A 24182-nucleotide genomic window follows, 5' to 3' on the forward strand; every position below is an offset into this window, starting at 1 on the left:
CGCCGCCGTGCGAACGGTCATGACACAACGTGTCGTCTCGCGCCCGGTCTCGGTTCCACCGGGTCGATGAGGCAGGATGAAAGGGCCGATTCATGCGCAACCAGAGGAGAGTCATGTCCGAACACGCCCACGAACGGCCCGGTTTCCGCCGGGTGCTCCTCAAGCTCGGCGGCGAGATGTTCGGCGGCGGCACCGGCAAGGTGGGGCTGGATCCCGACGTCGTGACCACTGTGGCAGAGCAGATCGCCGAGGTCGTGCGCAGCGGTGTGGAAGTTGCCGTGGTGATCGGCGGCGGAAACTTCTTCCGCGGCGCGGAACTGCAACAGCGCGGGCTCGAACGCGCTCGCTCCGACTACATGGGCATGCTCGGCACGGTCATGAATTCCCTTGCGCTGCAGGATTTCCTGGAGAAGCAGGGTATCGACACCCGCGTGCAGACCGCCATCACGATGGGGCAGGTCGCCGAGCCGTATCTCCCGCTTCGCGCCCGCCGGCACCTCGAGAAGGGCCGCGTCGTCATCTTCGGTGCGGGCATGGGCATGCCGTACTTCTCGACCGACACCACCGCCGCGCAGCGCGCGCTCGAGATCGGGGCCGATGTCGTGCTGATGGCGAAAGCCGTCGACGGCGTCTATTCGGCCGACCCGCGGGTGGTTCCCGATGCGGTGATGTTCGAGGAGATCACCCACCGCGAGGTCATCGAGAAGGACCTCAAGGTCGCGGACGCGACCGCTTTCAGCCTGTGCATGGACAACTCCATGCCGATCATGGTCTTCAACCTGCTGACCAAGGGCAATATCGCCCGGGCCGTCAACGGTGAGAAGATCGGAACGCTCGTACGGTCATGAACGGACAACGGAACATGGAGGAACTGCCGTGATCGATGAAGCCCTCTTCGAAGCCGAGGAGAAGATGGACAAGGCCGTCACGGTGGCCAAGGACGAGCTCGGGGGCATCCGCACCGGACGCGCGAATCCCGGCATGTTCAACCGCATCGTGGTGGACTACTACGGCTCGCCGACGCCCGTCACGCAGATTGCCAGTATCAGTGTGCCCGAGGCACGCATGGTCATCGTCAAGCCGTACGAGCAGTCGCAGCTCGGCGCGATCGAAACTGCGATCCGCAACTCCGATCTCGGCGTGAACCCGAGCAACGACGGGCACATCATCCGTATCTCGGTGCCGCAGCTCACCGAGGAACGTCGCCGCGAACTCGTCAAGCAGTCCAAGTCGAAAGGCGAGGACGCGAAGGTTGCCGTGCGCAACGTCCGGCGCAAGGCGATGGAAGAACTCGGCCGCATCCAGAAGGACGGCGAAGCCGGCGAGGACGAAGTCAACCGCGCGGAGAAGGAACTCGACAAGACCACGGCCAAGTACGTGGCGCAGATCGACGAACTGATCAAGCACAAGGAAGCCGAGTTGATGGAGGTCTGACGGTGGGCAGAGCCGACGGGTCTTCAACCCCGCAGCTTCCACTCGGTGCCGAAGGCGACTCCGGTACCACCCCCGCAGTCTCGGACTCGACATCCGGTACCGCACCCGCGAAGCCGGCCTCCCGTGCCGGTCGAGACCTCCCTGCCGCGATCGCGGTGGGGTCCGGGCTCGGCGGTCTTGTCATCGTAATTCTGCTGTTCGCCCCGACTGCCTGGCTTGGGGTGGTCGCGGCGGCGATCGCCATAGCAACGTGGGAGGTCACCAAGCGCCTCCGCGAAGCCGACGTGTCGGTGCCGCGCGTGCCTCTCCTGCTCGGTGGGCAGGCGATCATCTGGCTGGGATGGCCGTACGGCACCACCGGCGTCCTCGGTGCCTTCGCGGGCACCGTGGTGGTCACCATGTTGTGGCGACTGTTCGACCGCGGCTTGGCGGCGCAGCCGCACAACTATCTCCGGGACACCGCGGTAGCGGTGTTCACCGCGGCGTGGTTGCCGTTGCTCGCCTCGTTCGCGACATTGATGGTCCTCGAAGATCAGGGTGCCGCCCGCGTCTTCTGCCTGATGCTGGTGTGCGTGGCGTCCGATATCGGTGGTTACGCGGCGGGCGTGCTGTTCGGTAAGCACACGATGGCCCCGGCGATCAGCCCGAAGAAGTCCTGGGAAGGATTCGGAGGTTCGCTGGTCGCCTGTGTGGCCGTAGGAATCCTCACCGTCACCTTCCTGCTCGACGGCCCGTGGTGGGTCGGTGCCGTCCTCGGCGTGGTCCTGGTCTTCACGGCCACGGCCGGTGACCTGATCGAATCCCAGGTCAAGCGGGAACTCGGCATCAAGGACATGGGCACACTCCTGCCGGGCCACGGCGGCATCATGGATCGGCTGGATTCGATCCTGCCGTCCGCATTCGTCACCTGGCTGATCCTCACCGCGTTCATCTAGTGGCTGTCGGCAACAGCGGCCGCGACCGGGGCGTGATAGCGAGCCCCAACATCTGGCACTGGCCCGCGGTCTACGAAGAGGAGAACCGGGCCCAGGACACCCGCGGCGCCGTTTATGCGGCGCTGCGGGAGTCGGTCGACTGGACCGGCCGTGACGTCGTCGACGTGGGATGCGGCAGCGGCTACCATCTGCCGATGTTCGCCCGTGCGGCGCGCACGGTGACCGGTGTGGAACCCCACCCGCCGCTCGTGGCGGCGGCACGGCGCCGGGTCGAGGATCTTTCGACCGTCCGGGTTCTGCGAGGATCCGCCGCGTCTCTGCCGTTGCCGGACGCCTCCACCGACCTCGTTCACGCCCGCACCGCGTACTTCTTCGGCCCCGGATGCGGGGCCGGCATCCTCGAGGCCATGCGGGTGCTGCGGCCCGGGGGAGCGCTCGCCGTCGTCGATCTCGACGCGACCGCCCATCCGTACGGAGAGTGGATGCGCGCCGACCTCCCGCACTACGACCCTCCGGCCGTCGAAGCGTTCTTCCGCGCCCAGGGATTCGACCTGCGACGCGTCGACACGGAATGGGCGTTTCCGGACCGTGCGGCCCTCGAACGCGTGCTGGGTATCGAATTCGGCCCGGAGGTGGCATCCCGGGCGATCAGGGAAACACCCGGCACGACACTGACCGTGCGCTATCGCCTCCACGTCCGTCGCAAACCGGCAGGCGTCGAAATACGCTGAGCCGGACCGCGTCGTGCCCGTCAGCGCGACACGCCGACGTGGAATGCCCTCGCGAGTTCGGTGATCTTCTTCGCTTTCGCCAGTGTGGGCAGGTCGCTGCCGTCGTGCACACCGTGGCCGTCCTCGCCCAGTTCGTCGATCACCCGGCGTGCCCATGCGACGTCTTCGGCGCTGGGACTCAACGCCGTGTTGACATACGGCGTCCGCTCCGGCGTCATACAGAGCTTTCCGGTCATGCCCATCGAGCGTGTGTGCTCGGCATCCTGCCGCAGCGCCGCCGGGTCGGCGCTCAGCGACGGACCGTCGACGGGCCCGGGCAGGCGCGCGGCGCGACTGGTGATCACCAGACGCGACCGCGGGTAGGCCAGGGCCAGCGGCGAATCGCTCATACCGGTGTCGCGCCGGAAGTCACCGCTGCCGAAGACGAGGCGGAACGTGCCGTCGGCCCGGGCGATCTCGGGCGCGGCCTCGAGACCGGTCGCCGATTCGATGAGCACCAGGATCCGGGTGCCGTCGGGCATCGCGTCGGCGGTGGCATCGACCTGCTGGCCGCTTTCGGTCTTCGCGAGCATGACTCCGGCGAGATGCGGGATCGCGCTCAGAGCTGCGAGGTCGTCGGCCCAGTGCGGGGTGCTGGTGTCGTTGATGCGCACCCACGCAGAACTGCCGTCGCTGATCCAGTGCGCCACGGCGGCGCGGGCGTCGGCCTTGCTCGCGGCCGGAACCGCATCTTCGAGGTCCAGAACGATCGCGTCGGCGGGCGACGCGGCCGCGGCGTCGAATTTTTCCGGTGCGGTGCCGGGCACCAGTAGCCACGATCGGGCGAGTTCCGGAGCGATGCTGGTGGCCATAGAGCCATGGTCCCCCTGCCGATAGGCGAGCATCACAGCAACGGCGAGTCCGGGCCGCTCCGGTTCATGGGAGAATGGATCATTATGGCTTCTTCTCTGCCCCTGGTATTCGACGCACCCAAGCGCGGCATGCCGCCGCGACACCTCGCCGACCTCGATTCCGAGCAGCGACGTGAGGCGGTGCGGGAGCTGGGTCTGCCGGCGTTTCGCGCCGACCAACTCGCTCGCCAGTACTACGGGCGTCTCGAGGCGGACCCGGCCAAGATGACCGACCTGCCCGCCACGGTGCGGGACACGGTGGGCACGGCCCTGTTCCCCCCTCTGCTCACCGCGGTCAAGCACATCGCCTGCGACAAGGGCGAGACCCGCAAGACGCTGTGGCGCGCCCACGACGGCACACTCCTCGAAAGTGTGCTGATGCGCTACCCCGACCGCGCGACCCTCTGCATCTCGAGCCAGGCCGGATGCGGGATGGCGTGCCCCTTCTGCGCGACCGGCCAGGGCGGTCTCGACCGCAACCTGACGACCGCGGAGATCGTCGACCAGGTGCGTGCGGCCGCGGCCGCGCTTCGCGACGGTGACGTAGCCGGCGGGCCGGGGCGACTGTCCAACGTCGTGTTCATGGGCATGGGCGAACCGCTCGCGAACTACAAGCGGGTCGTCGCTGCGGTCCGTCGTATCACCTCGCCGGCACCCGACGGCCTCGGTTTGTCCCAGCGTTCGGTCACTGTCTCGACGGTCGGCTTGGCGCCCGCGATCCGCAAGCTCGCCGACGAGGGGCTGAGCGTGACGCTCGCCGTGTCGCTGCACACCCCCGACGACGAACTGCGCGACACCCTCGTACCCGTGAACAACCGCTGGTCGGTGAAGGAGGTGCTCGACGCCGCGCGCTACTACGCCGACAAGACCGGGCGCCGGGTTTCCATCGAGTACGCGTTGATCCGCGATGTGAACGATCAGCCGTGGCGTGCCGACCTGCTGGGCAAGAAGCTGCACAAGGCACTCGGCGCGCTGGTGCACGTCAATCTGATTCCGCTCAACCCGACGCCGGGTAGCGAGTGGGACGCAAGCCCCAAGCACGTCGAACGCGAGTTCGTGCGGCGCGTACAGGCCCAGGGCGTCTCCTGCACGGTGCGTGACACCCGCGGCCAGGAAATTGCCGCGGCGTGTGGCCAGCTCGCCGCCGAAGGCTGAGAACGGGGCGACGTGGCGACCCGGACCACCTCGGACTGAGCCGGCTCAGACTGCTCGATCCTGCTTCGCCTCGCTGTCCCCGGCGCCGAAGTACGCTGCCTCGAGACGATCCCGGTCGGCCAGCAGTTCCGCCGCGCTGCCCTCGAGGACGACGCGGCCGTGCCCGAGCACGATCGCGCGGTCCGACACGGCGAGAGCGAGTTCGACGTGCTGCTCGACCAGCACGACGGCGATGTTCTCGTCGCGAGCCAGGTCCCGGATGGCGGGCAGCATCTGTTCCACGACGAGCGGTGCCAGCCCGAGGCTCATCTCGTCGACCATGAGGATCCGCGGTTCCGCGAGTAGCGCCACCGCGATCGCGAGCATCTGCTGTTCACCGCCGGACAGGAGACCGACTGTGCGCGATTGCAATCGGGCCAGAGCCGGAAACCTGTCGAGAACGAATTCTTCCCGGGCACGGTCGGCTGTACTGCGGGCCAGCCGGAAGTGGTCGCGCACCGTCATGGTGGAGAAGAGTCCGCGGTCGTCGGGAACGAGTCGGATACCGCGCCGCGCCATCCGGTAGGGCCTGCGGTGGTCGACCGGGGCACCGAGGGCGGTGACCGCACCGCCCATCACCGGAAGCAGTCCCGCGAGTGTCAACAGAGTCGTCGTTTTGCCCGCGCCGTTGGATCCGAGGATCGAGACGACCTCACCGGCGGAGACGGTCAGGTTCACGTCGGAGACCGCGGCGACGCCGTTGTAACCGGACGTCATGGATTCGGCGGTGAGCACCACGTCAGCCATGAGTGGTCTCCATCGGTGTGCCGAGGTACGCAGCGATCACAGCAGGATCCTTTCTCGCCTCTTCCGGTGTGCCCGAGAAGATCACCTTCCCGAACTCCATGACGTAGATGCGGTCGCACACACCGAGAATGAGCGACATGTCGTGGTCGATGAGCAGCACTCCCGGACCGCCGCGCGCCACGGCACGGATACGCTCGGCGAAGTCGAGGCTCTCCTGGCTGTCGAGGCCCGCGGCGGGCTCGTCGAGCAGCAGCAGGCGGCAGTTCCCGACGAGTGCACGTGCGACGCCGACGAGTTTCTGTTGTCCGAGGGTGAGATCGCGCGCCGTGGTCTCCCCGAGATCGCCGAGGCCTACCGCATGCAGCGTCGAGGCCACGAGTTCGTCCGTGCCGGTCTTCCGTCGGCCGAACAGATCGCGCCACAGCGTCGCCGGTCCGCCGGGACGCAGGGCGGCAACGACATTCTGCGCGACGGTGAGGTTGCCGAAAAGCTCACCGGATTGCCATGTGCGGGACAGTCCGGCGCGTCGGCGCAGATGCGGAGCACGTCCGTCGAGCCGTGTGTCGCCGAGTGTGATCTCGCCGGAGTACTCGGTGAAGCCCGTGACTGCGTCGACGAACGTGGTCTTGCCGGCACCGTTCGGCCCGATCAGTCCGACGATCTCCCCGGAGCCGACCGTCAGCGACACGTCGTCGTTGGCGACGACGCCTCCGTAGGCGACGGTCACGTTCCGCGCGGACAGCCGCGCCGGTTTCTCATCCGGCATCACTCACCGCAACCTTTCTGTCGTCGGCGTTCGGGGCGGAGTCGGTCCCCGGTGGGGCAGGTGGTCGCGATCGGCGGGAGCGGACCAGATCGGCGATCCTGGATGCTTCTCCCGCCACCCCGACGGGATTGACTATCGCGGTGGCGATCAGCGCCAGTCCGGAGATCAGCGCGTAGTAGTCACCGAAATCGAACACGTTGTGCAGCAACACGTAGACGATCCCCAGTGGCCCGATGACGCCGGCGATCATCGCGCCGCCGACCGAGGTGATGCCGCCCAGGTAGGCGACCGCAAGCACCTGCAATCCCACGAAGACCGTGAAGGACTCCGCCGAGAGCTGGCCTGCGCTGTACCCGATGAGGCAACCGGCGACACCGGCGATGAAGGCGGAGAGACCGAACCCGACGAGCTTGGTCAGCCGCACGTTGATGCCGCTCGCGGCGGCGGCGCGCTCATTGGCGCGTACTGCCAGAAACGTCCGGCCCGTGTCGCCGGACGCGAGGCGGATGAATCCCCAGACGACCAGGGCCGCGACGACCAGGACCGTGAGTGAGAAGGACAGCCGTGCGATCTCGCTGCCCTCGCGCACACCGAGATTCAGTCCGAAGAGCGTGGGGTTGGCGATGGGATTTCCTGACGGAGGGGTCAGGCTGTAGTTGTTGAAGACGAACCGCTCGATGGCCAGGGCGGCCGCGATGGTGACGATCGCTAGTTGCGCGCCGCGAATTCTGAAGGCGGGCAACGCGACGAGCATTCCCAGCCCCGCCGCGACGAGCGAGCAGAACACCAGCGCTACCGGGAACGGCAGACCCCAGCCGGTGGTCACCTTCGAGAGCATGAATCCTGCCGCACCGGCGAATGCCGCCTGCGCCAACGAGATCTGGCCGAGGTAACCGGTGATCACCACGTACGACAGGGCGAGCAGCATCAGGATGATCGAATAGGTCAATCCGAAACGGTACGTGCCGGAGGTGGCCGCCAGTAGTACCCCGGTCGCGACGACCACGACGGCGGCGGGGATCGGCCGGAAGCGCGGAATCCGCACATCGGGCAGTTTGACAGTCTGGAGCGAACCGCGGGACGGTATGCGACCGCCGAACGCGAAGAGGATCACGATGATCACGAGGAACGGCACAACCTGGTCGACGCCGGATTGCGCCCACACCGGCCACCAGTTCTCACCGGTGAGCAGGTTGAGCACCGATTGGAATGCTCCGAGGGCGAGCGAGGCGATCACGATCGTCGCGACGGACTCCATCCGGGCGACGAGGAGCACCGCGAGAGCGGGCACGACGAGCAGCGAATAGTTGAGAGGATTCAACCCGGTCAAGCTCGCGCCCAGGACGACACCCATCGTGCTGACGAACGACGCCATCACCATCGCGAGTGCGGCGAGGCGGTCCGCCGAGAATCCCATGAGCGTCGCGCCCCGCTCGTTCTCGGCGGCCGCTCGGGTGGCCGCACCGGCCCGCGTGAAGCGGAAGTATGCCCAGATCAGTGCGGAGAGCGCCACCATGATCCCCGCCATCACCAACTCGGCGGACGAGACGGTGGTGCCGAAGACGTCGAGGGAGCCGTCCGGGACGATCGCCTCGATCGGAATGTTGTTCGGGCCGAACCGAAGCACCACCAGCGCCTGGATGGTGAGCATCAGTGCGACCGAGACGACCACCTGCGCGAGTGCCGGTGCGCGCCGGACGGGCCGGAACACCAGGTAGTGCGTGAGAAGGCCGAGCAGTAGCGCCATGAGCAGCCCGATGGCCAGCGCCACCGGGGTGGAGGGTTTCTCGTCGAACTCCAGGCTTCCGATCGGCAGAACCAGTGTTCCGTCGCGGCGCAACTGCGCGAAGACGTACGCGCCCCACATCGCGGTCGCGCCCTGGGCGAAGTTGATGATGCCGGTCGACCGGTAGACGAGCAGCAGGCCGCCCGACAGCCCGATGTACACCGCTGCGAGGCCGAACCCCAGGACGATGAACTGCAGGTAGGTGCTCATGGTGTACTCCGGCGCGTCTCGGTCGTCATGTCTCGGTCGTCATGTCGTGATCGTCAGGACGCGGGCATCAGTGACGGATCGAGGTCGATGTATCCGTTCTCGTCCACCGAGCGGAGAGTCCCGTCCTCCTGCACCTCGAAGAAGATGGCCTGCGCGTTGCAGGTGGTGGCGACCCCGGGCCATTGCTGCCCGTCGCACGTCACCGTGGGCCCTGCGAACGACGGGAAGTCCTTCACTGCCTTGAACGCGTCCGTGACCGTGCCCGCGGTGATCTCTCCGCCGTGGTCGGACAGGATCTGGGCGATGTTGACGATCGCGGCGAACGTGTAGATCGACCGCGACGACAGTTCGTTCCCGTAACCGACCGCGTCCATCGCGTCGGCGAAGATGTCGAGTTGTTCCTGCACCTCGGCGGGCGCCGACTCCTTGGCCAACGGCACCCACAACCGCGGCTGTGTGACGATACCGGCGGCGTCGGTCCCCATCTCGTCGATGAACTGGGAACACGACCCCGCGAGGATGGTGTCCTCGTAGCCTTGCCGGCGCAAGGCCTGGAACAGGCTCGTGCATCCGTCTTCCGGCAGAGCGATCACACCGGCCATGTCGGGGTTGTCCGCAAGCTGTGTCGCGGCAACGACATTCAGATTCGCGCCCGATGCCGGGGGGTACTGCACGCTGACATCGATCCCCATCCCGTCGGCGATCGGCATGATCAGATCGTCGACGTAGGCATGGGAGGTGGGGGATTCGTTGACCGCGAGCGACGCTGTCGTCTTCCCCATGGTGTCGAGCGCCGACATGCTGGCGAGCGCCGCGAACGACACCGGGCCGGTGAAGTAGAACGCCTGCCCGTATTCGGCGGCGTCGGCGACGAACGATCCGGCGAGCGTTCCGATGATGGGGATACCCGCCGAACCGAGAATCGGTACTGCGGCCCCCATGCTCTGATCGACCGCGTCGATCACGAGCGGCACATTCTTCGAGACGAAACCGTTGGCGCAGTTGATGGCTGTTTCGGGGCTGCCGTCACCACCGCACACATCCACTTCGAGTGGACGGCCGTTGATGCCTCCGAGTACTTCGTTGACGTAGTGGACGCCGGCTTCGAGCCCGTACGCGGTCTGCGGGTACGCGGTTGCACCTTTGATCGGTGCCTGCGCGCCGATGACGATCGGGGCGCCGGTGGGTGCGGCGTCGTCTCCGGACCCGTCGCTCGAACCGCACGCCGACACGGTGAGTGCGGCCACTGCTGCGATCGCACCGATGTGGAGCTTCTTCATTGGTGGGCCACTTTCTCGAATCAGTCGCGGGATGTGAGAGATCGGGCGGCGAGTGTGTGTTCGGGGAGGTACGGCACCAGGCCGGGTTCGGGCTGCACCTCGAACGAGCGCAACGCGGTCGCCAGCATCGCGTAACACCCGACCGTGAACACGATGTCCATCAGTTGCTGCTCCCCGAACTCGCCGGAGAGCACACCCCACGTCTCGCCGGACACCGCGCCCTCACCGATCAGTTCGTCGGTGGCCGCCAACAGTGCGCGGTCGATGTCGGACCAGCCCGGCGCTGCGGGACCTTCGGCGATGCGGGTGATCTCGTCGGCCGTGATGCCGGCACGATCCGCGAGGATGACGTGCTGGGCCCATTCGTAGTCGGAGTGGCGGAGTGTGGCGACTCGGAGAACCATCAGTTCCCGCTGCCGGATCGACAGCGTGGACTGCGCCAGCAAATGCCGGTTGAAGCTCAGAAACGCCATTGCCAGCGACGGGTGGCGGGCCAGCGTGCCGAGCAGATTGGTTCCCGGTTGCCGGTCTTCTTCGGGCGCGCTGCTCGCGACGGCCGAACGGAACCCGGTGACGTACGCTGCGATCTCCTCCGTCCAATCCTCTTGGGGGGCAGGAGAAATCCGGACCATCGTGCTCGGTGTCCTTTCTTCGGGAAGATGAGTGCTCGGCAGAGCCCGATCAGGTGTTGCGTCCGCCGTTGACGCCGATGACCTGGCCGGTGATGTAGCCGGCCTCCTCGCGGACGAGGAACGCGCAGGTCGCGGCAATGTCCTCGGGCTGCCCGATCCGCCCGACCGGCGTCTTCGCGGTTTGCTGATCGAGGTCGACGAATCCCTTCTCGACCGTTCGGCGCAACATGGGTGTGTCGATGAAGCCGGGCGGAATCGTGTTGACGGTGACACCGTGCTTGCCGAATTCCAGGGCCAGCACCTTGGTCAGTCCGACGACACCCGACTTGGCGGACACGTAGCCCGCAAGACCGGGGGAGCCGCTGTGGAAACTCGAGGACGAGATGTTGACGATGCGGCCCCAGCCTTCTTCTAGCATGTCGGGAAGCACGGCCTGGCAGCAGTCGAATGTGCCGGTGAGGTTGACCGCCAGGGACTTCTGCCACAACTCCGCGGTGATGTCGAGGAAAGGAGAGTCGAGGGAGAGCCCGGCGTTGTTCACGAGAATGGTGGGCCGGCCCAGATTGGAGCGCACCTCCGCGACACCGGCGTCGATGTTCGCTCGGTCGGTGACATCGACCTGCACACCGAGTGCTTTTCCTCCGGCCTCGACGATCGTGTCGGCCGTGGCGGCTGCAGCGTCGCCGTCGAGATCGAAAATTGCCACCATGTTCCCGTCGGACGCGAGACGCAGGCCGATGGCCCGGCCGATACCGGAACCTCCGCCGGTCACTATCGCGATGCGGTCGCTCATTTGATCGGCTCCCTTCCGGCGATGGTCGAGCGGTGCATCACGCGCGGCTGCGACCGGTCGAAGGCGCACGCCCGGTGCAGCAGGCCGTGGTTGTCCCAGACCACCAGGTCACCGACCGACCAGGTGTGTCGATACACCCGATCCGGAGTCGTTGCCCGTCGTTCGAGATCCTCGAGCAACGCCCGCCCCTCATCGAAGTCCATCCCCACGATGTGCGATGCGAATGCACCGATCACGAGCGAGCGCCGTCCCGAATCGTGTTCCCAGACCAAGGGGTGCTCCCTCGGAGTCCGCGACGACCACTCGTCCAGCTGTTCCTGTGTCGGATTCGGATACGACCGGCGCTGGATGGCTTCGAAGGTGTAGACGGCGTGAAGACCGGCCAATCGCTCCTTCTCGTCGTCGGAGAGCGCGTCGTACGCGGCGTACGTGCTGGCGAACTCGGTCTCGCCGCCTTCGCCGGGAAGGACTCGCGCGCTCAGCATCGACGCTTTCGAGGCGACCTCGTCGGTCAGGCCGTCGATATGCCAGAAGACGTTGGCAGCGAGGTACTCCGCGTTCCCGTTGGCGGGATCGAAGCTAATTTCCATGACTTCCTCCGCGGCCGGAGGTAGATGGGGGAATGCGCGCAGGGGGCCGAGCTTGCGGCCGAACTCCACTTGCGCGTCGTCGTCGGCGTGCAGTTCGCGGAACAACAGGACGCCGTACTGCTCGAGCGCGTCCAGGCATGCTCCGGGCAGGTCCTCGTCGTGGAGCAGTCGATCGACGTCGACGTCGAGGATCTCGGCCCCGACATTCTCGCTCAGCTTTTCTATGGTGAGTGTGCGCATCCGTCATTCCTCGCTTGTGATCATGGGTTCGCGGGCAGGTTCGGATCCTGCTGTCAGCTCGGGATGTTCGGTTCCCGGACGTTGGTCAGCGGGCGGGTGTACGACGGGTCGCTCGTACTCCGGGACGGTGCGCCGTTGTCGTGGATACCGGGCACGTCGGCGAACGGGATCTCCATCGACGGAACCATTCCCGACCACTCGATCATGTTGGTGCGCAGAGCGATACGCCACTGGCCGTCGCGGCGTTCCAGCCGGTCGATGTACCGTCCGCCGGCAACCCAGTTGCTGTCGTCGAGGTTCCGGGCGGCGAACAGGTAGTAGGTCTCGGTGTGTGCGGTGTCGCCGTCGATATCGCACGTGTGATTGAGCAGATTGTGGTGGGTGGCCTTCTGGCCCCGGGCGTGCATGTCGGTGGACCAGTCGTACAGGTCCACCGGTCCGCCGACGAAGCTTCCCGCGGCGATGATCGCGTCGGGGTGGAAGGCCGAGAGGAAGAGATCGCGGTCGAAGCGATCCATCGCCCGGCTGAACCGCGTGAGCGTATCGAGAATGTCCTGGCGATCGAGGATCGACTCGAGTCTGGCGATCCTGTCCGGGGAAAGTCCTGTCACCGGCGTGGTCATGGTGCGCTCCGTTGCATTCGGGGGGAGGAGGTGTGGGCGTCGGCGATCGGCGACCAGAGGGGTTCACCGCGCGTCGCCCGGAGAGACGGAATCGTTCTCCCGTCGATATCGACGATGCCGTAGTGCTGCGCGAGTTCGGCAGTGATGAAGGTGCCGCCGGATCGGGTCATCACGTCCGGATCGTTCGCGAGAGCCCCAATGACCCGGCCCGGAAACTCCGGTGAGCAACCGTTTTCCGGGCGGGTCGCCGACCCCGCCGTCAACCCGGGGATGGCGGCGAGATTGCGTTCCGCGCGTTCGGTGAAGGTCAGGCCCTGCCAGAGCGAGACCGAGGCCACGTCGTGGGGTTGTAGTTCGACCGCCATGTCGCGCGCCATGCGGTCCACCGCGGACTTGGCCGTCCCGAAGACGACGCCGTAGGTGTAGGCCACGCCGGTATAGCCGGACACCGCCACGATGAGCCCGGATCTTTGCGGAACCATCAGTTTCGCGGCGTGCCGGGCGGCGACGAAGTTCGACCGCACCCCTACATCCACCATCTCCCAGTTCGACAACGGCTTCTCCCAGAAGGGAGCAGGGTCCGTCAGATCGTCGGGAAGCGAGAACGCATTGTTGACGAGGATGTCGAGGCGGCCCTGTTCGTTGCCGACACGCTCGAAGAGGGAGGCAACCTGATCGTCGTCCGCGTGGTCCACCTGGACGGCGACGCCCCGGCCGCCACGGTGATCACACTCGGACGCGGTTTCCCCGATGGTGCCCGGGAGTGGGTGCGTGCCGGGCGTATTCGTGCGGCCACTGGCATAGACAGTGGCGCCCTGTTCCGCCAGTGCCAGCGCGATCCCCTTGCCGATACCGCGGCTGGCGCCGGTGACCACAGCGACCTTGCCCGACAACGCACCCATTCGAACTCCTTACCGCTGTAGCGGGTTACTTGCGTGTGGCGAGGTCGCCGGCGGCGAAGAACGCTTCGCTGTGATCTCCGGCGGCCTTGCCTGTGAACCGGTCGTCGCTGAACGGCGTGCCCATGACGCCCTGCGACCAGTCGACCGAGACGCCGTCGTCGCGGAACCAGTCGTAGAGCATCGTGCGTTCCGCGATCCGCCACTGCCCGTCGCGCTGCTCGAATCGATCGAGGTAGCGGCCGCCGAGGACGGTGTCTCTTTCCTCGGTCCCCGTGTCGACGCGGTGGTAGGCGACGACATGGGTTTCGGCGAGCAACGCATCACCGGCCGGTTCGATGTGGGTCTGACCGAGCAGATGCTGTGTCACCGGAACGGCGGGCGACCCCGGGACGACCCATGCGAGGTAGTCGTCGAACGACCCCGCGAAGATGCCGAAATCCACGGTCGCGTCCGGCCAGAACGCGGCGCGGACGGACTCACCGTCCCGGCGGTCCTCGCCGCGCGCGAGCCCGACGACGCACGCACGGACCCGATGGTGTGCGAGAAGCACGCCGAGGTCGGGGTCTTCGCTCACTCCGCGCCGTCCTCGGACGCGTAGCCGATCACGGCCTTGATCTCGAGGTAGTCGTGGAAGCCGAATTCGCCCCACTCACGCCCGTTCCCGCTCTTCTTGTAACCACCGAACGGAGCACCGAAATCGAATGCGCCGTTGATGGTGATGTTGCCTGCGCGGATTCGGCGCGCGACACTGCGGGCCTGCTCGAGGTCCGCGCCGGCCACGAACGCGGCGAGGCCGTACTCGGTGTCGTTGGCGATGTCGACGGCGTGATCGATGCTGTCGTATCCGAGGATCGTGAGCACGGGCCCGAAGATCTCTTCACGTGCGATGGTCATGTCGTTCTTGACGTCCGCGAAGACGGTGGGCTGCACGTAATACCCGACGCTCAGTCCGTCCGGACGCCCGACACCGCCGCCGACGAGGGTCGCGCCCTCGTCGATGCCCTTCTGGATCAGCGACTGGATCTTGTCGAACTGCGCCTCGGACACCACCGGCCCGATCGAGAAATCGCCCTCGGGGTCGCCCACGGTGATCTGCGACAGCGTCTGCGCCGCCACGTCGATGGCTTCGGCCATGCGCTCGCTGGGAACGAGCATGCGCGACCCGGCACTGCAGGTCTGGCCGGAGTTGACCATCATGGTGGCGACGCCCGCTCCGACGTTCGAGGCGAAGTCGGCGTCGTCGAGAACGATGTTCGGGCCTTTGCCGCCGAGTTCCTGCGTCACGCGCTTGACGCCGACCGCCGCGGCGGCGGCGATGTCGGCTCCGGCGCGCGTCGAACCGGTGAAGGACACCATGTCGATATCGGGATGGCCGGAGATGGCCCGGCCGACGCCGGCGCCGTCACCCTGGACCAGGTTGAACACGCCCGCGGGGACACCCGCTTCGTGCAGGATCTCCGCGAAGACCTGTGCGCTGAAGGGCGACTGCTCCGACGGCTTGAGCACCATGGTGCAGCCGGTGGCCAAGGCGGGGAACACCTTCACCGCGATCTGGTTGAGCGGCCAGTTCCACGGCGTGATCAGGCCGCAGACGCCGATGGGCTCTTTCGCGATGAGGGTGCCGCCACGCTGTTCCTCGAACGTGAAGTGCTCGAGTACGTCGATCGCGGTGGTCAGGTGCCCGAGTCCCAGGTTCACCTGGAAGCCACCCGCCAGCGCCTTCGGAGCGCCCATCTCCTCGGTCAGTGCGGACGCGAGATCGCCCATCCGCTGTTGGTAGACGTCGAGGATGTTGCGGAGCACGCCCAGTCGCTGCTCGCGGCTCGTCCCGGACCAACCGGGAAACGCGCGACGAGCGGCTCCGACCGCTTTGTCGACGTCCGCGGCGGAACCGAGTGCGACGATCCCCGCGACCTCCTCGGTGGCCGGATTGACGACCTCGAAGGTTTCCGACTGCGCAGGATCGGTCCACTGCCCGTCGATATAGAACTTCCGGTACTCACGCATGTTTGCCCGATTCTCTCGTGTTGTTCGACCCGGATGTCACTGCCGGACTCCGGAAAGGCGCTGTCACTGCTGACCTTCGGCGTACCAGGTACGGAACTCGTCGTAGCTCGGCATTTCCTCCGAGTTGGCCTTGGGATCGACCGCCACGTGGATGACGCCCGGCTTGCCGCTGGCGTACGCGCGTTTGATCGCGGGCGCGATGTCTTCGTCGCGCTCGACGTACTCGCCGTAGCATCCGAATCCTTCGGCGACCTTGTCGAAGCGGGTGTCCTTGCTCCAATGGACACCGGTCTCGAGCGAGCCCTGACCGTAGGTGCGCTTGTAGACACCGACTTCCAGGCCCCATGCGTAGTCGACCGCGACGACGCAGACCAGCGGGAGACCGAGGCGCGCAGCCGTTTCCAGTTCGGCGATGTGGAACTGGAACGACGAGTCGCCGGTGATGAGCATCATCGGCCGCTTGCCTCCGGCGGCGACGCCCGCACCCACGGCGTAGGGGAGACCCGTGCCGAGATGGCCGAAGTTCTGGTTCCACATCACGTCGTGCGGCTTCGCCTGTGAGTACGTCCAGCCGAAGATGGTGGTGGCGCCGCCGTCACGGACCATGATGCCGTCTTCCGGGAACGCCTTGGTGGCCTCGACGATCAGGCGGGCCGGGTGCACGGGGGACATGCCGGACGGTGCCGTCTCCGCGAGCTCCGCCAGCTGATCGGCGTCCTGCTTGATCCATCCCTCGAGTTCAGGCGACGGGCTGCGCGGGCTGTCCTTCAACGCGTCGACGAGCTGGGGCACGATCGCTCGCAGGTCGCCGACCAGCGGAACATCGATCGGGCGGTTCACTCCGATGGCCGAGGGGTCCTGTTCGACGAGGATCCAATGACGGTTCGCTTCGTTCGCGACCCAGTGCCGTCCGCGACCGAAGTGCACCGGCTCACCGAGTTCGGTGCCGATGGCCAGGCACAGGTCGGACTTGACGACCGCGTCGATCGCGGCGGCAGAGAAGCCGTACGGGAAGGTCCGGTCCTCGAGTCCTTCGATGTAGGAGGTGCCGCCGGAGGTCTGGATCACCGGGCAGGCCATCAGGTCTGCGAGTGCCTTCACCGACGCGCCCGCGCGCGAGGTGTGGACACCGTGACCGACGAGGAGAACGGGTTGCTTGGCAGCACCGATCAATTCGGCAGCCTTGGCGACGAGGTCCGCGCCGGCGGTCTGCCCGACGAGGCGGTAGGCCTCGGGCGGGAGGACCGGAGGAACGTCGAGTTCTTCCTGGATGACGTGCTGCGGGTACTCGATGTACACGGGACCGGGGGTGCCGGAGAGTGCTTTGCGCAGACCCTCGCGGATGATCTCGTCCGTCTGCTCGGCGTATTCGATGCTCGCGCTGTACTTCACGGAGTTCTCGACCAGTGCCATCTGCTGCACGAACTGGATGCGTCCGCGCCGGACACGCTGCTCGGTGATCCGCGCCCGCTGCCCGCCCAGGAAGATGACGGGGGAGTTCTCGACCTTGGCGCACATGATGGCGCCGGCGAGGTTCGCCAGTCCCGGCCCGAGCGTGCCGATGCACAACGCGGCCTTGCCCGTCATACGGGAGACGGCTTCGGCCATGAAGCCGGCGGACTCTTCGTGGTGGGGCGCAACGACGTTCCAGCCGCGCTCCTCCGCGAGATGGAAGAGATGAACGAAGTTCGGATCGGGAATGCCGAACAGGGTGTTGATGCCCTCGGCTTCGAAGAGATCCAAAATGCGCTCGTAAACCTTAACCGACATGCGTACTGCCCTCCATGGCTATCGCAAAGCTTTTGGTGATGTGGTCGACGTGACCGGAGACGGCCGGCAGAATCCACGGATCATCCGTGTTCCGGATGGCGTCGATGTTGTCCGCGACCTCGTCGATCGACCAGGACGGCCGGTACACGCCGGGGGTTTCGGCGACGAACACCTTCGCCACCCGTCCGGCGATCGCGGCGAACATTTCGCCGGTGACCGAGCAGGACTCGTGGGCGAGCCACCCGACGACCGGTGCGGCGAGTTCCGGTCCCATCGGGGGGTACGACGAGGTGTCGAGCCCGTCGGCCAGCCTCGTCAGAGCTGCCGGAATGATGACGTTGGACTTCACGCCGTGCGCAGCGCCTTCGATCGCGGCCACGTTGGACAGCCCGATCATCCTGGCTTTCGACGCCGCGTAGTTGGCGACGTTCGCGTTGCCGTAGATGCTCCCGATGGACGAGGTCAGCACGATCCGCCCGTATCCGGCGTCACACATGAGCGGGAAGGCCGGACGGACGACGTGGAACGCCCCGCGCAGGTGAACGTCGAGAACCGCGTCGAAGTCCTCGTACGACATCTCCGACAGCGACGCGTAGCGATTGTTGCCCGCGTTGTGGACGAGGATGTCGATGCGTCCGTAGTTGTCCAGCGCGGCCTGGACGATCGCCCGGCCACCTTCGGCGGTCGCGACGGACTCGGTGCAGGCGACGGCCTCGCCGCCGGCCGCCCGGATCTCCCGGACCACTTCTTCGGCCGGACCGGAGTCCACGTCCTCTCCGCTGATGGCGGCGCCCGGGTCGTCGACGACGACCTTGGCACCCAGGGATGCGAGCAGGAGCGCATAGTCGCGCCCCAGCCCGCGGCCGGCGCCGGTGATCACGGCGACGCGGCCGTCGAACCGCAGGTCAGACATCGGACACTCCTCGCGCCGTCGCGATGCGGGGGTAAGATGTGCGTGTCACTTCTCGAGCACCAGGCCCTCCAGTGTTCCTGTGCTACGCCAGTTTTCGAGGAGTTCGGTGAGTTCGTAGAAGCCACCCCAGAAGGGATCGCCGAGGAACGAACGGCCGTTCGGCTCACCCTCGCTGTTGTAGTAGCCGGGAGTGCACTCCGTCGTGAAGGTGCTGTTGTCCACCGAGTACGTCCGGACGGTCTGAATCCAGTCCTCCTCCGCCTCGGCTGTGGGCTCGACGACGGTGGCGCCGCGGGTCTGCGCTTCCTTGATGATGTAGGCGATGTGGTCGGCCTGCTGCTCGAACATGAGGGTGGTCGACGCGGTGACACCGCCCTGGACGAACCCGGTCGCGAAGTGGTTCGGGAACCCGTGCGCCATGATGCCGTGCAGCGTGCGGAAACCCTTACCCCAGTGGTCGTAGAGGGAAGTGCCGTCGCGGCCCGCGAACGGCGCGATATCGAACTGGCGCTCGAGCGCGGTGGTGATCTCGAATCCGCTCGCGAAGACGATGCAGTCGAACTCGTGCTCGACACCGTCGACGACGATGCCCTTCTCGGTGATCCGTTCGACACCCTTGGTTTCCGACACGTCGACGAGGGTGACGTTCGGGCGGTTGAACGTCGGAAGGTACTCGTCGTTGAAGACCGGCCGCTTGCACATGTTGCGGTAGTACGGCTTCAGTTTCTCGGCTGTCTCGGGGTCTTCGACGATCTCGTCCACCCGGCGACGGAGGCGCTCCATCGCCCGGTAGTCCTCGATCTCCTTCAGTTCCATGAACTTCGCCGGATCCGCCAGCGCGGCCCAGCCGTTGGTCTCGTTGAGCTTGGCCGCCATGTTGCGGGCGACCTCGGTCCACCCGTCGCAGATCAGGTCGGGCTCGCCCGGGTTGTAGAACGCGAAGGCAGCATTGTGGAAGTTGCTGTCGAGATGCAGCGAAGGTTGACAGGACACACCGCTGCAGATTGACGAGTTATGGGCGAGGCAACGATGCTCGTAATGTTCGCAGGTGCATCGAGGTAGTGATCATGGCGGAGTTCAACCCTGAAAACGTACTGGTCGAACACCACTACGTGCTCATGTCATTCGTGACCACGTAAGACCTGCCCCGACCTCTGGCCGATACTTCCCCTGGAACAAGGCTCCGTTTGTAGTCAGGGCGGTGATCACATCACTTACCAGCGCTCCGAGCGAGGGCCACAATGTCTCGGAGCCCCCCATGCTGGTGCTGAACTCGATGACGCAGCCGCTCAGCTCGCCGCTGCGCATGTCCACGACCAGAACAGCACCGGTGTTGTCTTCGGCGATCGGAATGAACTGCGGAAGGAAGCGATCCGCTGGTGATCCCGCCGGACGCTCGGCATCTGCTGCAACCGGAGGGAGATCGGCATTCTGTTCGACTACGAATTCCTCAGCGTCGAAGAACATCTGCCGCACCTCGAGCACACGCCCCAGATCCACCAGCTCGAAAGCAGGAACCAGCTCGAAGCCACCGCTGTGCTGCATGAACAGTGTCCGCAGGTCGGCAGTCCATCGGACCCCCGTCGCGCTCTCCACTTTCGTAACGTCATCGAGGGGTGCACCACTGACAATCGAGACATCGGCGACCAAGTCTCGCAATGCCTGCCACGCTGTCACGAAACCCGCAGAATCGGCCCCGTAGCGAGAAGCCACCCCAACCGGTGTTCGGACCGATCGCTCTGATCGGGGTGGCGATTGCTCCTTCTGCAATTGGCGATGCAACCTCTCTCGGACTGCGCGCTCTGCGATCTCGTCGAACGACAGTGAACCGTCGAGACCTTCGATCTTGTAGTAATCGTCATCTTCGTCCTCGCCGTCGAGTTGAAGAGTCGCGCAACCGGCGAGGGTCCTGCCGAACTTGTCGGCCCAGGCATGTGCACGGTCTGCGGCATCACCGATGATATCCGGCAGGGCGCTGCTCGATGTGCTGCCTTTCAGAGTCACGAGTCCTCGGCGAGAATCATCTTCTTGGACTGAGCTGATGGTGATCCGCCAGTGCGTCGTCATGTGATCGAGTCTCCTTCGGTCCGGCTGGAGGCATGCGGTGACCAGCACGTGACCGGGGCACAGGCCTCAAAGGAGCAGCCGACACGAGCGTCGTTTTTCTCGCCTCACCAGGCCAGCTGCGGTTCTGTCGAATGTAGGACGGGAGGGCTGGATTGACAGGCTACTTTGACAGAATGTCGGCGCCGCTAACGGTCGCCGTTACAGGTAAGCGCAGGTGAAACCGGTTTCTCCCTGACCGATCGTTGTCAATCTAGGCGGTCGAGCTTGTCAATCTTCACTGCATCTCGACAGTTGTCGAGATGCAGCGAAGATGAGCGAGATGGGCGGGGCAGATCAACTGGGCCGACCGCAGCTTTATAAGGCTTCTGAGCTGCGGTTTCCCGGAATGAAACCTTGACCGGCGCTCTCGTCTCACCGAGCCTCGGTCAATCTGTAGCGGCGTGTCCTGTCAAACTTCACTGCATCTCGACAGTTGCGCTGCCGCGCCGCGCGCCAGCCCGGTTCGAGGCTCTCCACCCATTCGGGGTCGGTCGGGTAGTTGGCCCGCTCGAAGATGTAGGACGGGGTCCGCTGGAACACGGTCAGGTGCTTCGCACCGCGCGCCAGATGCGGGATCGCCTGGACGCCGCTCGACCCGGTGCCGATGATGGCGATCTTCTTGTCGGCAAGCTTGTCGAGCCCGCCGTGCAGGTCGCCACCGGTGTAGTCGTAATCCCAGCGGGCGGTGTGGAACGTGTGGCCCTTGAAGTCGGTGATCCCGGGGATGCCCGGAAGCTTCGGGCGGTTGTAGGGACCTTGTGCCATGACGACGAAGCGAGCACGGATCTCGTCGCCCCGGTTCGTGCGGATCTGCCAGCGATCGATCTCGTCGTCCCACTCCAGGGAGCGGATCAGCGTATGGAAGATCGCGTTGTCGTACAGACCGAAGTGCTTACCGACGCGCTGGGCGTGTTCGAAGCATTCGTCCCCCTTCGAGTACTTCTCCTTCGGCATGTAACCGGTTTCTCGAGCAGGGGGAGATAGCAATAGGCATCCGAGTCGATCTGGATGCCGGGGTAGCGATTCCAGTACCAGACGCCACCGAAGTCGCCGCCCAGTTCGACGATGCGGAAGTCGGTGACGCCGGCCTGCTGAAGACGATGTGCCGCGATGAGACCGCAGAACCCACCGCCGAGGACGACCACCTCGATGTCGTCGGTGATCGGTTGCCGTGGCACGACCGGCATGTGGGGATCGCCCTCGTAGAACTCCGCGAACTCGTTGTCGGCTTCGAGGTACTGTTTCTGGCCCTCGGGGCGAAGTCGCTTGTCGCGCTCGGCGAGGTACTTCTCTCTGAGGGCGGGGATGTCGACGTCGGGTGTCTGGGTGGGGGCGCAGTTCTTCATGCGGAGATCCTCGGGCTAGGGGGGAGTCGGGTCAGGCGAGGTCGCGCGGAGCGCCCGTACCCATGTAGGTGGCGAGATTGTGATGGAGATTGACGACGCTGCGTTCGCGGTACGGATTCGGCTTGGGGCCGGAGAACCCGCGGGTCTTCATGCCCTTTTGAACAGCGGCCATGTTGTGGAAGTCCTGGGGAAGCACCGTGCGCCAGCCCGGGTCGTCCGCGGGGGTGTACTCCCATTCCGTCTTCGGCTCCTCACCGGCGGGGAAGAGTTCGTACACAGCGGCTTCGAAGATGCACTTGTCGGGGTCGTCGCCGTAGGGACGGGCGCTGTAGCAGAGCATGTTGTTGAGGGCATGCCCGATCTGGAAGTTCGGGAAGATCTGCCACGCGGTACCGCTCTGGGCGACCACTTCGGGCGGAACGGTCGGCCACACCACGCCGCGTGCCTCGTCGTCGCGGCGGGCCGAATCGAGCCAGTGGCGCAGCACCTGATCGGGAGGCGTGCCTTCGGGCAGCTCGTCGATCAGCCGCTGTGCGGCGTCGACCAGAGTCCGGGTGGTGTTGGTGTTCGCGTTCTCCCACGTGAAGTTCTGCAGCTGGATGGTGGCCTTGCGCGCGTCCGGGCCATTTCCGACCCGGAGTTTCGCCTGGTTCTCCTCCATGCCCTTCGGCGCGTCGTAACCGATGTTGCTGTGCTTGCCCTGTGCTCGCGACCACCCCAGGAAGTTGCCGAAGTTCATGAACTCCGGATGGGTGTACGGCACGTGGTAGGTCTCCATGAAGGCTTCGAGCGCGACCTTCCAGTTGCAATCGAAGACCAGCCACTTGCGCCAGCGGTACCGCATGTTCTCGAGCTGGAAGTGGTCGAGCAGGGAAGCCGCGGGCTCGAGGTACTCCCGCAGGGGCTCGGCCTCGGGGTCCATGTTGATCCAGATCCAGCCACCCCAGGTGTCGACCTTGACGTCCACGAGGCGGGAACGCTCCGCCGTCAGGCTTTCCCGCCAGTCGTCCCGTTCCGGCGCAAAGGTGTTGTTGCCATCCAGGTCGTAGCGCCATCCGTGGAAACCGCACACGAACTGCTTCGCGCACCCGTGTGCTTCGCGGGCACCGGCAGGGGTGTCGACGAGCCGCCGGCCCCGGTGTGAACAGACGTTGTGGTACGCGCGGATCGTCTCGGGGGAAGTACGCACGACGATGATCGAGTCGTCGAGAACCTCGTAGGTGAGGAAGTCCCCGACCTTGGCGAGTTCCTCGACGCGGCCGACCTGTTGCCACACCTTCGCCCAGAGCTTGTCGCCCTCGGCGCGTGCGTATTCGCGGGAGGTGTATGCCTCCACACCGATCGTGAGCGGGGTCGAAAGCGGTTCGGTGGTCGCGGTAGCGGTGTCTTCGATGTTGTCGACGGTGTCGGTCATGGGATCTCCTCTGAAACCGTGCTGTGTCAGCGGGTGATGGCGGCGCGGAAGGTGTCGTCCTTGAGGAACAGCGAGGTGTGGTCGGCGCCCATGTGGGTCCACTTCAGGTTCAGTCCGCCGTCCACGAGGATCGTCTGCCCCGTGACGTAGCTCGACAGGTCGGACAGCAGGAAGAGAATCGCTCCCGCCTGCTCCTCGGGCTTTCCGCGGCGACCCATGGCGATCGCACGACGGTCCCGCTCGGGATCCTCGTCGACATAGGTGCCCGAGGCGGGGGTCTGGGTGACTCCGGGCGCGACGGCGTTGACGCGGATGTTGTCGGTGGCCAGTTCGACGGCCATGGTGCGCGTCGCGGCGACGAGTGCGGCCTTGGCGGTGCCGTATCCGATGTGGAACGGTGCGGTGTTCATGCCGCTGATCGACGAGATGGAGACGATCGAGCCGGGCAGCGACTGCGACTTCAGTTCGGCGGCCACCGCCTGGCTCATGAAGAACATCGTTTCGAGGTTCTGCGTGAACAGTGCGCGCCAGTCGTCGCGTGTCACCCGCGTGGCCGGCATCCAGGTCGCAGGTGCGGCACCACCGGCGACGTTGACCAGGCCGTACAGGTCGCCGTCGGTGCGGCGGGCCTGCTCGATGACCTTCGCGATGCCTTCGTCGGTGGACGCGTCCGCGGCCACAGGGATTACCGATAGTCCCTCTGCTGCAAGCGGTTCGATGTGCTTGGTGAGATTCTCCTCCGATCGGCTCACCGCGATCACGGTCGCGCCGGCCTGGGCGGCTGTTCGCGCCACCGATGTGCCGATGCCACCGCCTGCCGCTCCGGACACGATGACGATCCGGCCGGTGAGATCGACGAATTCGTTGCTCATC

At 65.9% G+C, this 24182-nt stretch carries 23 protein-coding genes and 1 pseudogene; 5 read left to right on the forward strand and 19 right to left on the reverse strand.

What is annotated here, in order from left to right; translation table 11 throughout:
• Positions 1 to 113 precede the first annotated feature (113 nt).
• The 4 genes from pyrH to HF877_RS07550 are packed head-to-tail and all read left to right on the forward strand — an operon-like array spanning position 114 to position 3100.
• On the forward strand, positions 114 to 848 hold the full coding sequence (pyrH, locus tag HF877_RS07535) for a UMP kinase (RefSeq protein WP_072698616.1): 735 nt from the start codon (positions 114 to 116) through the stop codon (positions 846 to 848).
• A gap of 28 nt (positions 849 to 876) precedes the next feature.
• Positions 877 to 1434 carry a ribosome recycling factor gene (gene frr, locus HF877_RS07540; protein WP_072698615.1) on the forward strand — a complete coding sequence of 186 codons (558 nt, stop codon included), beginning with the start codon at positions 877 to 879 and terminating at the stop codon, positions 1432 to 1434.
• A 2-nt stretch (positions 1435 to 1436) separates the two neighbouring features.
• A complete protein-coding gene (locus tag HF877_RS07545) occupies positions 1437 to 2369 on the forward strand; it encodes a phosphatidate cytidylyltransferase (protein WP_169620552.1) in 933 nt (310 codons plus the stop codon).
• Between the two features lie 32 nt (positions 2370 to 2401).
• Complete coding sequence (locus tag HF877_RS07550; RefSeq protein ID WP_169620718.1) at positions 2402 to 3100, forward strand: class I SAM-dependent methyltransferase; 699 nt, start codon at positions 2402 to 2404, stop codon at positions 3098 to 3100.
• Between the two features lie 20 nt (positions 3101 to 3120).
• Here the strand turns inward: HF877_RS07550 and HF877_RS07555 are convergent, their stop codons facing one another.
• Positions 3121 to 3951 carry a CoA ester lyase gene (locus tag HF877_RS07555; RefSeq protein ID WP_169620553.1) on the reverse strand — a complete coding sequence of 277 codons (831 nt, stop codon included), beginning with the start codon at positions 3949 to 3951 and terminating at the stop codon, positions 3121 to 3123.
• Positions 3952 to 4035: 84 nt separating this feature from the next.
• Here HF877_RS07555 and rlmN point away from each other — a divergent pair, with 84 nt between their 5' ends.
• On the forward strand, positions 4036 to 5145 hold the full coding sequence (gene rlmN / locus HF877_RS07560; RefSeq protein ID WP_072698613.1) for a 23S rRNA (adenine(2503)-C(2))-methyltransferase RlmN: 1110 nt from the start codon (positions 4036 to 4038) through the stop codon (positions 5143 to 5145).
• Between the two features lie 45 nt (positions 5146 to 5190).
• On the opposite strand, the gene HF877_RS07565 is transcribed toward rlmN, so the two are convergent.
• From HF877_RS07565 to HF877_RS07650, 18 genes and pseudogenes are all read right to left on the reverse strand, one after another.
• The gene (locus HF877_RS07565) at positions 5191 to 5931 is read right to left on the reverse strand and encodes an ATP-binding cassette domain-containing protein (RefSeq protein WP_169620554.1); all 741 of its coding nucleotides are present in this window, start codon (positions 5929 to 5931) and stop codon (positions 5191 to 5193) included.
• Positions 5924 to 6697 (reverse strand): ABC transporter ATP-binding protein, encoded by a 774-nt coding sequence (locus HF877_RS07570; RefSeq protein ID WP_072698611.1) that lies wholly within the window; start codon positions 6695 to 6697, stop codon positions 5924 to 5926. Before HF877_RS07570 ends, HF877_RS07565 begins: the two co-directional genes overlap by 8 nt.
• The gene (locus tag HF877_RS07575; protein ID WP_169620555.1) at positions 6687 to 8693 is read right to left on the reverse strand and encodes an ABC transporter permease; all 2007 of its coding nucleotides are present in this window, start codon (positions 8691 to 8693) and stop codon (positions 6687 to 6689) included. Before HF877_RS07575 ends, HF877_RS07570 begins: the two co-directional genes overlap by 11 nt.
• Before the next feature lie 53 nt (positions 8694 to 8746).
• The gene (locus HF877_RS07580) at positions 8747 to 9973 is read right to left on the reverse strand and encodes an ABC transporter substrate-binding protein (protein WP_169620556.1); all 1227 of its coding nucleotides are present in this window, start codon (positions 9971 to 9973) and stop codon (positions 8747 to 8749) included.
• Positions 9974 to 9993: 20 nt separating this feature from the next.
• Entirely contained in the window at positions 9994 to 10605 is a 612-nt protein-coding gene (locus HF877_RS07585) for a carboxymuconolactone decarboxylase family protein (RefSeq protein WP_072698608.1), read from the reverse strand.
• Between the two features lie 49 nt (positions 10606 to 10654).
• On the reverse strand, positions 10655 to 11398 hold the full coding sequence (gene fabG, locus HF877_RS07590) for a 3-oxoacyl-ACP reductase FabG (protein WP_072698607.1): 744 nt from the start codon (positions 11396 to 11398) through the stop codon (positions 10655 to 10657).
• Complete coding sequence (locus HF877_RS07595) at positions 11395 to 12228, reverse strand: TauD/TfdA family dioxygenase (protein WP_072698606.1); 834 nt, start codon at positions 12226 to 12228, stop codon at positions 11395 to 11397. Before HF877_RS07595 ends, fabG begins: the two co-directional genes overlap by 4 nt.
• A 53-nt stretch (positions 12229 to 12281) precedes the next feature.
• Complete coding sequence (locus HF877_RS07600) at positions 12282 to 12851, reverse strand: nuclear transport factor 2 family protein (protein ID WP_169620557.1); 570 nt, start codon at positions 12849 to 12851, stop codon at positions 12282 to 12284.
• Positions 12848 to 13753 (reverse strand): SDR family NAD(P)-dependent oxidoreductase, encoded by a 906-nt coding sequence (locus HF877_RS07605; RefSeq protein WP_169620558.1) that lies wholly within the window; start codon positions 13751 to 13753, stop codon positions 12848 to 12850. Before HF877_RS07605 ends, HF877_RS07600 begins: the two co-directional genes overlap by 4 nt.
• A gap of 25 nt (positions 13754 to 13778) precedes the next feature.
• Positions 13779 to 14327: a nuclear transport factor 2 family protein gene (locus HF877_RS07610; protein WP_169620559.1), complete on the reverse strand. Its 549-nt coding sequence runs from the start codon at positions 14325 to 14327 to the stop codon at positions 13779 to 13781.
• Positions 14324 to 15760 carry an aldehyde dehydrogenase family protein gene (locus HF877_RS07615; protein ID WP_169620560.1) on the reverse strand — a complete coding sequence of 479 codons (1437 nt, stop codon included), beginning with the start codon at positions 15758 to 15760 and terminating at the stop codon, positions 14324 to 14326. The genes HF877_RS07610 and HF877_RS07615 overlap by 4 nt, the downstream gene beginning before the upstream one ends.
• A gap of 63 nt (positions 15761 to 15823) precedes the next feature.
• Positions 15824 to 17530: a thiamine pyrophosphate-binding protein gene (locus HF877_RS07620; protein WP_169620561.1), complete on the reverse strand. Its 1707-nt coding sequence runs from the start codon at positions 17528 to 17530 to the stop codon at positions 15824 to 15826.
• Positions 17520 to 18443, reverse strand: a complete 924-nt coding sequence (locus tag HF877_RS07625) for an SDR family NAD(P)-dependent oxidoreductase (protein ID WP_169620562.1) — start codon at positions 18441 to 18443, stop codon at positions 17520 to 17522. Before HF877_RS07625 ends, HF877_RS07620 begins: the two co-directional genes overlap by 11 nt.
• A gap of 45 nt (positions 18444 to 18488) precedes the next feature.
• Complete coding sequence (locus HF877_RS07630) at positions 18489 to 19436, reverse strand: hypothetical protein (RefSeq protein ID WP_346765087.1); 948 nt, start codon at positions 19434 to 19436, stop codon at positions 18489 to 18491.
• Positions 19437 to 19559: 123 nt separating this feature from the next.
• Complete coding sequence (locus HF877_RS07635) at positions 19560 to 20510, reverse strand: SMI1/KNR4 family protein (protein ID WP_169620563.1); 951 nt, start codon at positions 20508 to 20510, stop codon at positions 19560 to 19562.
• A 471-nt stretch (positions 20511 to 20981) separates the two neighbouring features.
• Positions 20982 to 21895 (reverse strand): annotated as a pseudogene (locus HF877_RS07640) (NAD(P)/FAD-dependent oxidoreductase); the annotation flags it as partial.
• A 31-nt stretch (positions 21896 to 21926) separates the two neighbouring features.
• Positions 21927 to 23309: an aromatic ring-hydroxylating dioxygenase subunit alpha gene (locus tag HF877_RS07645; protein WP_169620564.1), complete on the reverse strand. Its 1383-nt coding sequence runs from the start codon at positions 23307 to 23309 to the stop codon at positions 21927 to 21929.
• 26 nt (positions 23310 to 23335) lie between these two features.
• Positions 23336 to 24181 carry an SDR family oxidoreductase gene (locus HF877_RS07650; protein WP_169620565.1) on the reverse strand — a complete coding sequence of 282 codons (846 nt, stop codon included), beginning with the start codon at positions 24179 to 24181 and terminating at the stop codon, positions 23336 to 23338.
• Position 24182 lies beyond the last annotated feature (1 nt).

The sequence above is a fragment of the Rhodococcus sp. BL-253-APC-6A1W genome (assembly GCF_012843405.1).
Lineage (GTDB): Bacteria > Actinomycetota > Actinomycetes > Mycobacteriales > Mycobacteriaceae > Rhodococcus.